Consider the following 12,696-nt stretch of genomic DNA (forward strand, 5'->3'; position numbering starts at 1 on the left):
TTCCCGGGTTGCTTACGCGGCTAACCGCGCTTTTCGATTGGACGGATGCCTGCATCGCGGTTACTGATAATGACAGGGGCGAGATCGATAGGCTCGCCCGCAAATGGCAGACCGATCGAGACAGAACTTTGAGCTCAGAGCAAGACAAGACGCCAAACGAGGCATCCCATAGCGACAGCGCCCTCTTTGCGCCCGTCGATCCCTTTAAGGTCGGCATACAGGGATGTTGCCCGCGTTGCGGCCAAGGCAAGCTCTTCGATGGATTATTGTCGCTGAAGCCGCGCTGTGCCGCCTGCGATCTCGATTACGCCTTCGCGGATGCGGGCGATGGCCCGGCGGTCTTCGTCATCCTGATCGTCGGCTTCATCATTATCGGCTCGGTCCTGTGGATGCAGATCAACTATGCGCCGCCGATCTGGGTCTATATCGTGTTGTTCGCGCCGCTGACGATCATCCTTTCGCTTCTATCTTTACGCTGGTGCAAGGGCATCCTGATCGCCCTGCAATATCGCAACAACGCCGCCGAAGGGCGCGTCCACCGTGACTGAGTCCGCAGTGCCTGTGCGCCGTGCCAATCCCTTGTGGCAAATCGCCAAGGCGCTACTTCTGCTTGTGGCATTCGTCATCCTGGTCGGGCTCGGCACCTGGCAGGTCGAGCGGCTGCAATGGAAAGAGGGCCTGCTGGCTGACATCGCCGCCCGCAAGGACGCACCGGCTATGCCCTTGTCGGCGATCGAGACGATGGCGGCATCCGGCGGCGATATCGAATATCGCGTCGTAACCGCCACCGGCCATTACCTCAACGACAAGGAGCGGCATTTCCTCGCCACCTACGATGGCGATCCCGGCTATCACATCTATACGCCGCTGCAGCTGGATGACGGCCGCTTCATCTTCGTCAATCGAGGCTTCGTTCCCACAGAGGCGAAGGACCCAGAAAAGCGCAAGCAAGGCGAACTGACGGGCGAACAGACGGTCACCGGTCTTGCCCGCGCCAAACTTGCCGGGCGGCCCGACGGCATGCCGGACAATGATCTCGGCAAGAACATCTTCTTCTGGAAGGACCTGGACGTCATGGCTGCCAGTGTCGGCCTGCCGAAGGACAAGGTGCTCCCCTTCTTCATCGACGCCGACAAGACGTCCAATCCGGCAGGTTTGCCCATCGGCGGCGTCACCATCATCGATCTGCCGAACAATCACCTGCAATATGCGGTGACCTGGTATGGCTTGGCGGTGGCGCTGGCAGCGATCGTCGCCATATCCTGGTGGCGCAAACGCCATCCGGACGCGCCCTCACAATAGAGGCCCCACAATAGAGACATGCAATAGAATAGCTTCATTTCGATGGAATATTCCGCTAGAGCATCATCCCAAAAGTGCGCAGCGGTTTTTGGATAAGATCATGCGGACTGAATGGAGCAGGCGGCAGGGCAGCCCTATCTATGGCTCAAGCCAGTGTCGTGCATTTCGGAAGAGATATGAACATAGCCGTTTCCAAACCTGACCTGACCATCCGGCTTTGCGGGCCGCGCGGCTTCTGCGCCGGTGTCGACCGCGCCATCCAGATCGTCGTTCTGGCGCTGAAGGCCTATGGCGCGCCTGTGTATGTTCGCCACGAGATCGTGCACAATCGCTATGTCGTTGAAGGTCTGGAAGCCAAGGGCGCCATCTTTGTTGAGGAGCTGGATGAAATCCCGGCCGAGCATCGCGCACAGCCCGTCGTCTTCTCGGCCCATGGCGTGCCGAAATCCGTGCCGGCCGATGCCGATGCGCGCAATCTCTTCTATCTCGATGCCACCTGTCCGCTGGTCTCCAAGGTGCACAAGCAGGCCATGCGCCACAATCGCCTTGGCCGCCACGTCGTCCTGATCGGCCATGCCGGCCACCCGGAGGTGATCGGCACCATGGGCCAGCTGCCGGAGGGTGCCGTGTCGCTGATCGAGACGGTGGAAGATGCCGACGTCTATCAGCCTGCCGACCCGGACAATCTCGGCTTCGTCACGCAGACGACGCTCTCTGTTGACGATACCGCCGGCGTCATCGCGCGGCTGCAGGAGCGCTTCCCCAACCTGACTGCGCCAGCGGCGGACTCGATTTGCTACGCCACGACCAACCGCCAGGAGGTGGTGAAGGAGGCGGCGTCGGGCTGCGATCTCTTCATCGTGGTCGGTGCGCCGAATTCGTCGAATTCCAAGCGCCTCGTCGAAGTGGCGTTGAGGGCAGGGGCGAAGAAATCCGTTCTCGTCCAGCGCGCCGCCGAGATCGATTGGGACGATATCGGCGATATCAAGACGGTAGGCCTCTCGGCTGGTGCATCTGCGCCAGAAGTCATCGTCAACGAGATCATCGAAGCTTTTCGCGCCCGCTATAATGCTGTGGTGGAACTCGCTGAAACTGTGAAGGAAACCGAGAATTTCCTCGTCAATCGCGAGCTTCGCAGTATAGAGCTGACGACGGCTGATATGGCTTTCGTCAACGGCGAATAGCCGACCTAAGGCGCTCAAGTTCGGGACTGTTTCGTGGCCGTTTATACTGATATTACCGAAGACGATTTGAAGTGGTTCCTGACCGAATATGATGTCGGCGAGTTGCTCTCCTACAAGGGCATTGCCGAGGGCGTCGAGAACTCGAATTTCCTGCTGCATACGAGCCGCGATCCGCTGATCCTGACGCTCTATGAAAAGCGCGTCGATAAGGGCGATCTGCCGTTCTTCCTGGGGCTGATGCAGCATCTGGCGAGCCGCGGCCTGTCCTGCCCGCTGCCCCTGCCGCGCCGGGACGGTGCCTTGCTCGGCCATCTCTCCGGGCGCCCCGCCGCCTTGATTTCCTTCCTCGAAGGCATGTGGCTGCGCAAGCCCGAACCGCATCATTGCCGCGAAGTCGGCAAGGCGCTGGCCGCCATGCATATCGCCGGTGAAGGTTTTGGGATCCGTCGCCCCAATGCATTGTCGCTCGAGGGCTGGCAAGCGCTCTGGGAGAAATCCGAAGCGCGCGCCGACAAAGTCGAGGCCGGCCTGCAGGGTGAGATCCGCGACGAACTCGATTTCCTCGCAAAGCATTGGCCGAGGGGTCTGCCCGAGGGCGTCATCCATGCCGATCTCTTTCCGGACAATGTTTTCTTCCTCGGCGACACCCTGTCCGGCTTGATTGATTTCTATTTCGCCTGCAACGATCAGCTCGCCTACGATGTCTCGATCTGCCTCAATGCCTGGTGCTTCGAGAAGGATCATGCCTATAACATCACCAAGGGTATGGCGCTGCTGGAAGGATATCAAAGCGTGCGGCCACTGAGCGCTGCTGAAATTGCCGCCTTGCCGACGCTGGCCCGCGGTTCGGCGCTGCGCTTCTTCCTGACGCGGCTTTATGATTGGCTGACGACGCCGGCCGGCGCTCTCGTCACCAAGAAAGACCCGATCGAATATCTGCGGAAGCTGCGCTTCCACCGCCAGATTGCCTCGGCTGCCGAATATGGGCTGAAGGCATGAAGCACGTCGACATTTTTACCGACGGCGCCTGCTCCGGCAATCCCGGCCCCGGCGGCTGGGGGGCGGTGCTTCGTTACGGCGAGGTGGAGAAGGAGCTCTCCGGCGGCGAGGGGGAGACGACCAACAACCGCATGGAGCTGATGGCCGCGATCTCGGCACTCGGCGCCCTGAAAAGCCCCTGCGAGGTCGATCTCTATACCGACAGCGTCTACGTCAAGGACGGCATCACCAAGTGGATTTTCGGCTGGAAGAAGAACGGCTGGAAGACGGCGGACAAGAAGCCGGTGAAGAATGCCGAGCTGTGGCAGGCGCTGGACGAGGCTTATAACCGCCACAAGGTGACGCTGCATTGGGTCAAGGGGCATGCCGGACATCCGGAGAACGAGCGCGCCGACGAGCTGGCGCGCAAGGGCATGGAGCCGTTTAAGCGGAAGTAGCTCGTGGCAATGAACTCGGACTACCCGCGTCACATAGAGCTCGATCACGCCAAGATATGATCGAGCGCGCTTCTCACGCGCGACTTTTCGGCGGGGAGCAAGGGCAGGATCGGACGCGGCGGATCGGCCCTGCAAAGATCGAGCGCTTCGGCAATCGTGTACATGACGCGGAAGCTGCCGAACTCCTTGAACAGGCTCCATAGCGGCTGGAATTTTTGATCGAGCCGCTCCGCTTCGGCGATGTCGCCGGCTTGGGCAGCTCGTGTGAGCGCCAGCGCCTCGGCGGGCAGAAGGCCGGCAACCACGCTGTACCAGGCGTCGGCGCCGGCCAGTAGCCCGGCCGCCGCTCCCCAATCGCCGCTATAGCCGATGGCGAAACCCTTTGACGTTTCCTGGCGCAGGCGCCCTATCTCTCCCTTGAAATCGCCATCTTGCGGCAGAGGCATCTTCACCGCCACGATGTTCGCCACCTTTGCCAGCCGTACAATCAGTCGATCGCTGAATGTGAATTTCGTCGTGCCGGGATTGTTGTAGATGCAGAGCGGCAGCTCGCCGGCCTCCGCGACGGCTGCGAAGTGCTGGTAGACCTCTTCCTCCGTGAGTGGAGTATAGGATACCGGGGCCAGCAGCAGCCCATCCGCGCCGGCCGCCTTGGCATCACGCGCCAATGCCTGCGCTTCGTCGGTCCGCAACGCTCCAACACCGACGATGACCGGGATCTTGCCACCGACACTTGTCATCGCCGCCTGTACTGCCCGCCGGCGCTCGTCGCGTGACAGAAAGGCGTAACCGCCTGTACTGCCGAGCAACCCGATGGAATCAGCGCCCGCCCGTTGAATGCGTTCAAGCAGGCGGGTGAGTGCTGCAACATCCACCCGTCCGGAAGCGTCGGTCGGAGTAATTGGAAAGGCCGAAAGTCCTGTAAAGAGCGTCACAATTGTTTTCCTTCTCTGTCAGGCTATGAGCAGCGGTAGCGTCCGAAAAGCAGAGCCTGGAATCCTCCTATGCTGAGCGCCGTATGGCTGTCGATGGAATATGTTGTAAAATCATACTCCGCTCAGCAACTTGGTGGCGATCATCCACATGGTAAGCGCGATGAGTGTTTCCAGAACGCGCCAGGAGGCGGGCTTCGCGAAGATCGGCCTTAGCCACCGCGCGCCAAAGCCAAGCGAAAAGAAGAACATGAAAGAGCCGGTCATGGCCCCCGCCGCAAATGAAGCCTCGTTTCCCGGAAAGCGGGTCGAAATCGTGCCGAGCAGCGCGACCGTGTCGAGATAGACATGCGGGTTGAGCCAGGTGAGTGCTAGGCACATGGCAAGCGTCTGCCGGAAGCTCGATGACTTCGCCTCTCCGGCAGCCAGCACCGCGGAGGAACGAAAGGCGGAGTAGAGGCTCCTGGCTCCGTACCAGATGAGGAAGGCTGCCCCGGCATAGCGCATGACAGGATCGAGCCAGGGCAAAAGCGCCGAGATCTGGCGGAAGCTCGTCACCCCGAGGATGATGAGTGCTGCATCGGAGAGCGCGCATGCAAGGCATACGGCGAATACATGCTCGTTGCGGAGGCCCTGACGCAGGACGAAGGCATTTTGCGCGCCGATCGCGACAATCAGGCTGAGCCCCATCATCAGGCCCGTCATATAGATCGAAAAATTCATCCTGGCCGAAATGCTCCAAAACCAATGAGCATTTCCGGTATCGGCATAAGAAGATTTAGGCTAGTTAATGTTGCTAATCCTGATTAAGAAAAACTAATCCATGCTCGATTATTCTGCTCTCCGTGCCGTTTCCATCGTCGTCCAGACCGGCAGCTTCGAAAAGGCGGCAGCCCTTCTCAACGTCACGCCTTCGGCCGTCTCGCAGCGGGTGAAGCAGCTGGAAGAACGCCTGGGCATCGTCCTGGTCGTCAGGGGCAATCCATGCACCGCGACGGAGAAGGGCGAATGGCTCTGCCGCCATATGGAGAATGTCGGCATGCTGGAAGACGAGCTGTTCGGACGTTTGCCGGCGCTCGTCGATCCCGGCGAGCCCAAGCAAAGGGTGACGCTTCACATTGCCACGAATGCCGACAGTCTCGGGACGTGGTTCGTGGAAGCCATATCGGGTTTTGCCAAACGCTTCCCCTATCTGCTGAATATCGCCATCGACGACCAGGATCATACCGCCGAATGGCTGCAGCGGGGACGGGTCATCGCCGCCGTCACCGGCCTGGAGAAGCCGATTCAGGGATGCCGGCGCATGTCCCTCGGCGCACTCCGCTACCATGCGACGGCGAGCCCGGATTTCGTTGCCCGGCATTTTGCACAGGGCGTTACCCCGCAAGCGATCCGGAATGCGCCGGCCCTGACCTTCAACCAGAAGGACAGGCTTCAAAGCCGGTGGTTACGCCAGGCTTTCGGAAAGGATTTTGCCTATCCGAGCCACTGGCTGCCTTCAACGCAGGGGTTCGTCGATGCCAGCCTTGCAGGCATGGGATGGGGCATGAATCCCATCCAGCTTGTGCGGGAGCATCTGGAGGCTGGGCGCTTGGTGGAACTGATCCCCGACACGCCGCTGGATATTCCATTATATTGGCAGGTGAATCGTCTCGCAGCCGACCGGCTTGCCGAGCTGACGCGCGAGATCACAGCGGCAGCCAAAGCTCATCTGTCAGCATGAGCAATGCTTCTAAACACCTTGCCATTCGCCTCGCTGCCGGAACGCAATGTTCGCGAATTGGTGCCTTGCCCGGCTGTCCTTTCCCTCTATGCTGCCCCCGACTTCCAGGGAGATTGTTTTATGATCCTGCATTGCGTTTTTCTTAGACTCAAATCCGCCCTGACACAGGATGAGAAGACCGCGCTCTTCGACTCCGTCATCGCCTTGCAGAAGGTCGTTCCGGGCATCGTCGACGTGAAATATGGGCCGAACGTCTCGCCAGAGGGCCTGCATGGCGGCTTCGCAGACGGATTTGTCGTCACATTCGAGAGTGTGGAGGCGCGTGATGCCTATCTCATCCATCCCGAACATGTGGCTGTCGGCGAACGCATCGTTTCCTCCACCGACGGCGGTCTGGCCGGCCTAATGGTTTTTGATTTCAATCTTTGAAATAGTCGCCAGGATCCGGCCGCAGACGGGGTAAGCCTCCGACCGGATCCGGTCGATCAGCTCGATTTCGCCATCGCAGCGGCAAGTTGGTCAACGTTATAACGGAACATTTTTTCGTAAGTCGAAGCCGGTCCGTTGGCCTTTGACAGCGATTCGACATAGAGCTCGCCGCCGGGCTCGGCGCCGGTTGCCTTGGCGACCTGCTTGACGAGGCGCGGATCGTTGGAATTCTCGAAGAAATAGGTCTTCACATGCTCGGTCTTGATCTGCTCGATCAGCTTGGCGACGTCGGCGGCCGACGCTTCCGTCTCCGTCGAAACGCCGAGCGGCGAGAGGAAGTTGACCTTGTATTCGCGGCCGAAATAGCCAAAGGCGTCATGGCTGGTCAGCACCTTGCGGCGATCGTCCGGGATCTTGTCGAACTTGCCGTGCGCATAGGCGTCGAGTTCGGTCAGCACCTTCGTATAGCGCTCGGCATTGGCCTTGAAGTCGGCGGCGTCAGCCGGATCGGCGGCGGAAAGAGCCTTTTCGATATTGGCGACCCAGACCTTCACATTGACCGGGCTATTCCAGACATGCGGATCGGTGACGGTCTTGCCATCGTCGATCATGGTGCGGGTGTGGACGCCTTCGGAGGTGACAACGGGCGTTCCCTTGTAGCCGGACGCGGTAATCAGCCGGTCCATCCAGCCTTCCAGGCCTTCGCCGCTGACGAAGACGACCTTGGCGGCATTCAACGTCTTGGCATCGGCTGGCGAAGGCTCGAATTCATGGGGGTCGCCATTCGGGCCGACGAGGCTCGACACCTTCACATGATTGCCGCCGACCTGCTTGACGACATCGGCAAGCACGGTGAAGGACGCAACGACATTGAGTGTCTCGGCGGAGGCTGGTGCAGCGACGCCGAAGGCGACGAAGGCTGCCGCGGCGGCTGAGAGAAGCAGTCTTTGTTTGTTCATGCGAGTCTCCTTGTTCGGATTAGCCCCGGAGATGGGGACGGGGAAAGAGCCGCCGGGCAAGGCCCGCGGGTGCGAAGAGAATGGAGAAGCCGTAGATCAGGCTGGCAGTGATGATGATCGTCGGGCCAGAGGCGAATTCGAGGTGGTAGGAGGCGATAAGGCCGAGATAGCCGGACGCTGTCGCTGTACCCGCCGCGATCGCCATCATGGCGGGCAGGCTGCGCGACCAGAGCTGCGCCACGGCGGCCGGAAGCATCATCAGCCCGACGGCCATCAATGTGCCGAGCGCCTGGAAGCTGGCGACGAGATTGAGCACGACCAGCAGCAGGAAGAGGAAGTGATAAAGCGGTCCACGCCCGCCTACGGCACGCAGGAAGCCCGGATCGAAGCACTCCATGACCAGCGGCCGGTAGATGACGGCGAGAGCCAGCAGCGTCACCGTCGTAATCGCACCGATCTGGTAGAGGGCCGGCGCATCGATTGCGAGAATGGTGCCGAAGAGCACATGCAGCAGATCGATGTTGGAGCCGCGTAGTGACACGATGAGGACGCCGAGCGCCAGCGAGGTCAGATAGAAACTGGCAAAGCTCGCATCCTCCTGTAGCACGGTTGCGCGGCTGACGAGCCCGGAGAGCAGCGCCACCGTAAGGCCGGCCACGAGCCCGCCAAGCCCCATTGCGGTCAGCGACAGCGAGCCGGCAATGAGGTAGCCGATAGCGGCGCCAGGCAGAACGGCATGGCTCATGGCATCGCCCATCAGGCTCATGCGCCTGAGCATCAGGAAAACGCCGATCGGCCCGGAGCCGAGGCCGAGGCAGACGCAGGCAATCAGCGCGCGCCGCATGAAACCATAGTCCGCAAAGGGCGCGAGGAAGATATCGTAGACGGTCATTCGGCCGGCTCCCGCTTCACGAGGCCGCCTTCGTCGTGCTCTTCTTCGGGCAGGCATGTCGCGGCCTCCTCATCCCAGCGCTCGGCCATGGCGCGCGCTTTGATGAGGTTCGTTGGGCTCATGACATCTTCCGTCCTGCCCCATCCCACGAGTTTGCGGGCGATCAGCAGCGTTTCGGGGAAATAGCTTCGCACCTGCTCGAAATCGTGCAGCACGGCGATGACCGTGCGTCCCTCCCGGTTCCATCGCAGCACGAGGTCGAGAAGATCGCGCGTCGTACGCTGGTCGATCGCGGTGAAGGGTTCATCCAGCAGAATGACGCGGGCATCCTGCAGCAGCAGCCGCGCAAACAGCACGCGCTGGAACTGTCCGGCCGAAAGCGAGCCGATATGCCGCCGTTCGAAGCCCGAAAGCCCGACGATGCCGAGCGCCTCGCGCGCCCGCTCGGCGTCTTTCCGCGAGAACCGCCCAAAGGCGCCGGCATTCTTCCAGGCACCGAGCATGACGGTATCGGCAACCGAGATCGGAAAGCGTCTGACGATATCGGCCGCCTGCGGCAGATAGCCGAAATCGTTGCGTATCAGCGCCCCGCGATCAATCGAGCCTTCCGCCGGCCGCAGCTCTCCGACGATTGCCTTGAGCAAGGTCGATTTGCCGGCACCGTTCGGCCCGGCGATCGCCGTGAGGCTGCCGGCAGCAAAGCCGCCAGAGAGATGGTGTACGGCTGGATGACGTTCATAGGTTACGGTGAGATTGTTGAGGCGGATCAGATCGTTCATGCCAAAGCCACCGCCCAGCCGATAGCAGCCCAAAGCACTGCAATGCCCACCGCAACATAGGCAAGGCGCGTCAAGGCCGAGCGCCCCATGAGGGACGAAGCGAAGGGATCACGGTCAAAGGGCATTTCGGGGCTTTCATTTATGTAATAACATTACGCCTAGTAGTCGATAAAATGCGGCGAAAAAGAGGCGAGCGGTGAATTGGGAATGTGAGCGCCGGCAATTGGTGCTTTTCACTGGTGATGCTATATATCGCGCATTATCTGTTATTCGACGGTTCATCGAGCCGGTAGGAGGTGGCATATGAATGTTTCTATCGGTGAACGCTGGGAAAAGTTCGTTGAGAAAACCGTGGAAGAGGGCCGTTACAGCTCCGCCAGCGAAGTTGTGCGCGAGGGTCTTCGGCTCGTAGAGGAGCGTGAGGCGAAAATCGCAGCGCTACGGCGTACTCTGGACGCATCGATTGCTCGGGGCGGCGATATATCTGATGATGAGCTTGGTGCCGCTTTGGAAGCCAAGGCTGCCGAGCTGGCAAAGGAAGGCCATTGAGTGCCGCGGCTTCGTTATAAGGCCGCAGCCCAGGATAACATCCTGGACATTCTCGCATTTATAACGCGCCAAAGCGGCAGCCCAAAGGTCGCTTTGAAACTTACCGAAGAGCTACGCCGCAAATGCGCAAGTCCTGCGGTCTTACCCGGTCAAATGGGCCGTCTACGGCCGGAGTTGAGAGACGATATCCGCAGCTTCGCATTTCGAGGGTACGTGATCTTTTTCCGCTATATCGACGATGTCTTCGAGGTTTTGAACGTGCTTGAAGGACATCGGGATTTCGATACTCATTTCAACGAGGAAGAATAAAATAATGGGCGCCTTTGAGGCGCCCAGTTTCTTATATCCATCAAAAATCTTAAAGTTGCTCGATCATCGCAGCCGCACCCGAAACCGTTGCCTGGCCGGGGCTTTCCTCGATATTCAGCCTCTTCACCACGCCGTCTTCCACCAGCATGGAATAGCGCTTGGAGCGAATGCCGAGACCGCCGGCCGAGAGATCGACGTCGAGGCCGAGCGCCTTGGTGAAGGCGCCGTCCCAGTCGGCGAGGAAGTGGATCTTGCCGAGGCCACCGGACGATTGCGCCCAAGCGCCCATGACGTGCCAGTCGTTGATGGAAACGACGGCGATGTCATCGATGCCCTTGGCAAGAATGGCGTCGCGGTTTTCGAGGAAGCCCGGCAGGTGATTGAGCGAGCAGGTGGGCGTAAACGCGCCGGGAACAGCGAAGAGGACGACGCGCTTGCCGGCAAAGAGCTGCTCGGTGCTGATCTCGACCGGGCCGTCGGCGGTCTTTTCCTTGAAGGTGGCGGCAGGCAGCGTGTCGCCGATGGCGATAGTCATGGCTCTCTCCTTGGGTCGTTGTTTCGGGGCGCTCGCCGCCGATGGTTTGAAGACGGTTCAGAGAACTATAGATCCGGCCTATTCGAGCGCAAGGGTGGTTTCCATCGCCCGATCGCCATCGACGACCAGAATACCCCAGCTTTGGCCCTTCGGATCATAATCCTTTGGTAGTTTGCCGATTACTATATCGGCCGAGAAGGAAGTTCCCTCCCGCTTCGCATTCGCTTGCTGAAAGAACACATAGCCGGATGGCCCCGTGACATAGATCTCGGGTGCATTTCCGCTCGCTTCCGGCAGTGTGAGATGCAGGGAAAGGCTCTTGCCGTCTTTGGAGAACTTATGGCTCTGGACGGCGAAATCCGGGGAAGGAGGCTGAGGTAGCACGGCCTTTGCCGCATCGAGCAAAGCCAGTTCATGCGAGGTTGACTGCACATCTGCCGGCAAGGGCAGGGAGTATTCGGCCTGAAAAGGGATGCAGATATCCTTGCAGAGGCCGATGAAGGCCGTCAGCTCAAGCTTTGCCGGCGCCTTGCCGGTGACGCGCAGATCGAGCGGAAACGTGACCGGCGCGTCGTAGCCGATTTCCTGGATCGGACCGATGCGGATCGGCTTCGGCACAGGATAGTCTGTCCTTTCCAGTGTTACGCCGCTGCCGGCTGCCGGCATTATTTGCGGCGGAATTCCGCCCTGACCCGGCTCGCGCCAATAGGTGATCCAGCCCGGCTCCGGCTCGATCTGCAAGGCGGCGCGGATATGCCCCTCTGCGTCCGGTGCCAGTGCGATCAGACGCATTCTGCCGCCCTGATTGTCTATCCACTCACTCGTTGCGGCATGAGCCGCCGCGGTGCTGAAAAACAAAGTGGCGAAAAGCGCCGACAGGCGGGCAACGGTACTTATTTCGATCATGCAACAAGGATTTAGCGGATTGGGTCGCCGGGAGCCAGCACGACCGAAGAAGTAAATGATCATTTTCAGTTGATTGATTTATGACATTGCCCCATCTTGGTATGAGGCGGCGCAGTTGCGAACTGCGGTCAGGAGGCACGATGTCCCTATCGACGCTGAAGAATAGACGCGAAAGAGGTTTTCTCGACGGTCAGTTCCTGATCGCCATGCCCGGCATGGAGGATCGGAACTTTCATCGCACGGTTGTTTATATCTGTGCCCATTCCGATGCCGGTGCCATGGGCTTCGTCATCAACCGGGCTCAGAAGCTGACATTCACCGACGTCCTCTTGCATCTCGAAATGATCAAGGACGACGATGCTATCGTGCTTCCGCAGATGGCGCGCGATTTCCCGATCCAGACCGGCGGTCCAGTCGAAAGCGGCCGAGGTTTCGTCCTGCATTCCGACGATTACATCAGCGACAGCAGCATCCCGGTCAGTGACGATATCAGCCTGACGGCGACGCTCGACATTGTCAGGGCGATTTCCAAGGGGAGCGGTCCGAAGCGCGCGACGATGTTGCTCGGCTACGCCGGCTGGGGCGCTGGCCAGCTCGAGGCGGAGATCGGCAACAATGGCTGGCTGAACTGCCCTGCAAACGAAGAATTGATCTTCGATCGCAGCCTCGAGAACAAGTATGATCGTGCGCTGGCTCTCATGGGTATCAATCCGGTCATGCTATCACCGCATGCCGGTCATAGCTGAGCCGATTTGCCTTGT

General features: G+C 60.0%; 18 protein-coding genes. 10 read left to right on the forward strand and 8 right to left on the reverse strand.

The genetic code is table 11. The features are described from left to right. Nucleotides 1–128 precede the first annotated feature (128 nt). From I8E17_RS02620 to rnhA, 5 genes are all read left to right on the forward strand, one after another. Entirely contained in the window at nt 129–548 is a 420-nt protein-coding gene (locus tag I8E17_RS02620; protein ID WP_069613871.1) for a DUF983 domain-containing protein, read from the forward strand. Then, nucleotides 541–1,302: an SURF1 family protein gene (locus I8E17_RS02625; RefSeq protein WP_083258226.1), complete on the forward strand. Its 762-nt coding sequence runs from the start codon at nt 541–543 to the stop codon at nt 1,300–1,302. Before I8E17_RS02620 ends, I8E17_RS02625 begins: the two co-directional genes overlap by 8 nt. A 176-nt stretch (nt 1,303–1,478) precedes the next feature. Beyond that, nucleotides 1,479–2,486, forward strand: coding sequence for a 4-hydroxy-3-methylbut-2-enyl diphosphate reductase (gene ispH / locus I8E17_RS02630; protein WP_069613756.1), 1,008 nt, complete (start codon nt 1,479–1,481; stop codon nt 2,484–2,486). A 33-nt stretch (nt 2,487–2,519) separates the two neighbouring features. Continuing rightward, complete coding sequence (locus I8E17_RS02635) at nt 2,520–3,485, forward strand: homoserine kinase (RefSeq protein WP_069613757.1); 966 nt, start codon at nt 2,520–2,522, stop codon at nt 3,483–3,485. Beyond that, a complete protein-coding gene (rnhA, locus tag I8E17_RS02640; RefSeq protein WP_069613758.1) occupies nt 3,482–3,922 on the forward strand; it encodes a ribonuclease HI in 441 nt (146 codons plus the stop codon). The genes I8E17_RS02635 and rnhA overlap by 4 nt, the downstream gene beginning before the upstream one ends. Before the next feature lie 44 nt (nt 3,923–3,966). Here rnhA and I8E17_RS02645 read toward each other — a convergent pair whose 3' ends face one another. Together I8E17_RS02645 and I8E17_RS02650 are read right to left on the reverse strand one after the other, a co-directional pair. Further along, nucleotides 3,967–4,857: a dihydrodipicolinate synthase family protein gene (locus I8E17_RS02645; protein WP_069613759.1), complete on the reverse strand. Its 891-nt coding sequence runs from the start codon at nt 4,855–4,857 to the stop codon at nt 3,967–3,969. Between the two features lie 111 nt (nt 4,858–4,968). After that, on the reverse strand, nt 4,969–5,577 hold the full coding sequence (locus I8E17_RS02650; protein ID WP_069613760.1) for a LysE/ArgO family amino acid transporter: 609 nt from the start codon (nt 5,575–5,577) through the stop codon (nt 4,969–4,971). A gap of 100 nt (nt 5,578–5,677) precedes the next feature. On the opposite strand from I8E17_RS02650, the gene I8E17_RS02655 reads away from it, so the two are divergent. Further along, entirely contained in the window at nt 5,678–6,577 is a 900-nt protein-coding gene (locus tag I8E17_RS02655) for a LysR family transcriptional regulator ArgP (RefSeq protein ID WP_069613761.1), read from the forward strand. A 120-nt stretch (nt 6,578–6,697) separates the two neighbouring features. Next, on the forward strand, nt 6,698–7,006 hold the full coding sequence (locus I8E17_RS02660) for a Dabb family protein (protein ID WP_069613762.1): 309 nt from the start codon (nt 6,698–6,700) through the stop codon (nt 7,004–7,006). A 56-nt stretch (nt 7,007–7,062) separates the two neighbouring features. Here the strand turns inward: I8E17_RS02660 and I8E17_RS02665 are convergent, their stop codons facing one another. The 4 genes from I8E17_RS02665 to I8E17_RS35270 are packed head-to-tail and all read right to left on the reverse strand — an operon-like array spanning nt 7,063 to nt 9,761. Further along, nucleotides 7,063–7,965 (reverse strand): zinc ABC transporter substrate-binding protein, encoded by a 903-nt coding sequence (locus tag I8E17_RS02665; RefSeq protein ID WP_069613763.1) that lies wholly within the window; start codon nt 7,963–7,965, stop codon nt 7,063–7,065. A gap of 19 nt (nt 7,966–7,984) precedes the next feature. Next, nucleotides 7,985–8,857 (reverse strand): metal ABC transporter permease, encoded by an 873-nt coding sequence (locus tag I8E17_RS02670; RefSeq protein ID WP_069613764.1) that lies wholly within the window; start codon nt 8,855–8,857, stop codon nt 7,985–7,987. After that, a complete protein-coding gene (locus I8E17_RS02675) occupies nt 8,854–9,636 on the reverse strand; it encodes an ABC transporter ATP-binding protein (RefSeq protein ID WP_069613765.1) in 783 nt (260 codons plus the stop codon). The genes I8E17_RS02670 and I8E17_RS02675 overlap by 4 nt, the downstream gene beginning before the upstream one ends. Then, the gene (locus I8E17_RS35270) at nt 9,633–9,761 is read right to left on the reverse strand and encodes a hypothetical protein (protein ID WP_257714000.1); all 129 of its coding nucleotides are present in this window, start codon (nt 9,759–9,761) and stop codon (nt 9,633–9,635) included. The genes I8E17_RS02675 and I8E17_RS35270 overlap by 4 nt, the downstream gene beginning before the upstream one ends. 178 nt (nt 9,762–9,939) lie before the next feature. Between I8E17_RS35270 and I8E17_RS02680 the strand changes: the two genes are divergently transcribed. Both I8E17_RS02680 and I8E17_RS02685 read left to right on the forward strand, forming a co-directional pair. Then, nucleotides 9,940–10,185, forward strand: a complete 246-nt coding sequence (locus tag I8E17_RS02680) for a type II toxin-antitoxin system ParD family antitoxin (protein ID WP_069613766.1) — start codon at nt 9,940–9,942, stop codon at nt 10,183–10,185. Further along, on the forward strand, nt 10,186–10,494 hold the full coding sequence (locus tag I8E17_RS02685; protein WP_069613767.1) for a type II toxin-antitoxin system RelE/ParE family toxin: 309 nt from the start codon (nt 10,186–10,188) through the stop codon (nt 10,492–10,494). Nucleotides 10,495–10,543: 49 nt separating this feature from the next. Here the strand turns inward: I8E17_RS02685 and I8E17_RS02690 are convergent, their stop codons facing one another. Together I8E17_RS02690 and I8E17_RS02695 are read right to left on the reverse strand one after the other, a co-directional pair. Continuing rightward, complete coding sequence (locus tag I8E17_RS02690) at nt 10,544–11,029, reverse strand: peroxiredoxin (RefSeq protein WP_069613768.1); 486 nt, start codon at nt 11,027–11,029, stop codon at nt 10,544–10,546. Nucleotides 11,030–11,107: 78 nt separating this feature from the next. Continuing rightward, nucleotides 11,108–11,935: a protein-disulfide reductase DsbD domain-containing protein gene (locus I8E17_RS02695; RefSeq protein ID WP_069613769.1), complete on the reverse strand. Its 828-nt coding sequence runs from the start codon at nt 11,933–11,935 to the stop codon at nt 11,108–11,110. A gap of 140 nt (nt 11,936–12,075) precedes the next feature. Between I8E17_RS02695 and I8E17_RS02700 the strand changes: the two genes are divergently transcribed. Then, on the forward strand, nt 12,076–12,681 hold the full coding sequence (locus tag I8E17_RS02700) for a YqgE/AlgH family protein (RefSeq protein ID WP_069613770.1): 606 nt from the start codon (nt 12,076–12,078) through the stop codon (nt 12,679–12,681). Nucleotides 12,682–12,696: the final 15 nt, after the last annotated feature.

The sequence above is a fragment of the Rhizobium sp. AB2/73 genome (assembly GCF_020871915.1).
Classification (GTDB): Bacteria; Pseudomonadota; Alphaproteobacteria; order Rhizobiales; family Rhizobiaceae; genus Rhizobium; species Rhizobium dioscoreae.

Coding starts and splice junctions, on each gene's coding strand:
- rnhA (WP_069613758.1), top strand. CDS start 3,482: ATGAAGCACGTCGACATTTTTACCGACGGCGCCTGCTCCGGCAATCCC.
- I8E17_RS02700 (WP_069613770.1), top strand. CDS start 12,076: ATGTCCCTATCGACGCTGAAGAATAGACGCGAAAGAGGTTTTCTCGAC.
- I8E17_RS02650 (WP_069613760.1), bottom strand. CDS start 5,577: ATGAATTTTTCGATCTATATGACGGGCCTGATGATGGGGCTCAGCCTG.
- I8E17_RS02690 (WP_069613768.1), bottom strand. CDS start 11,029: ATGACTATCGCCATCGGCGACACGCTGCCTGCCGCCACCTTCAAGGAA.
- I8E17_RS02655 (WP_069613761.1), top strand. CDS start 5,678: ATGCTCGATTATTCTGCTCTCCGTGCCGTTTCCATCGTCGTCCAGACC.
- I8E17_RS35270 (WP_257714000.1), bottom strand. CDS start 9,761: ATGCCCTTTGACCGTGATCCCTTCGCTTCGTCCCTCATGGGGCGCTCG.
- I8E17_RS02695 (WP_069613769.1), bottom strand. CDS start 11,935: ATGATCGAAATAAGTACCGTTGCCCGCCTGTCGGCGCTTTTCGCCACT.
- I8E17_RS02665 (WP_069613763.1), bottom strand. CDS start 7,965: ATGAACAAACAAAGACTGCTTCTCTCAGCCGCCGCGGCAGCCTTCGTC.
- I8E17_RS02680 (WP_069613766.1), top strand. CDS start 9,940: ATGAATGTTTCTATCGGTGAACGCTGGGAAAAGTTCGTTGAGAAAACC.
- I8E17_RS02660 (WP_069613762.1), top strand. CDS start 6,698: ATGATCCTGCATTGCGTTTTTCTTAGACTCAAATCCGCCCTGACACAG.
- I8E17_RS02675 (WP_069613765.1), bottom strand. CDS start 9,636: ATGAACGATCTGATCCGCCTCAACAATCTCACCGTAACCTATGAACGT.
- ispH (WP_069613756.1), top strand. CDS start 1,479: ATGAACATAGCCGTTTCCAAACCTGACCTGACCATCCGGCTTTGCGGG.
- I8E17_RS02670 (WP_069613764.1), bottom strand. CDS start 8,857: ATGACCGTCTACGATATCTTCCTCGCGCCCTTTGCGGACTATGGTTTC.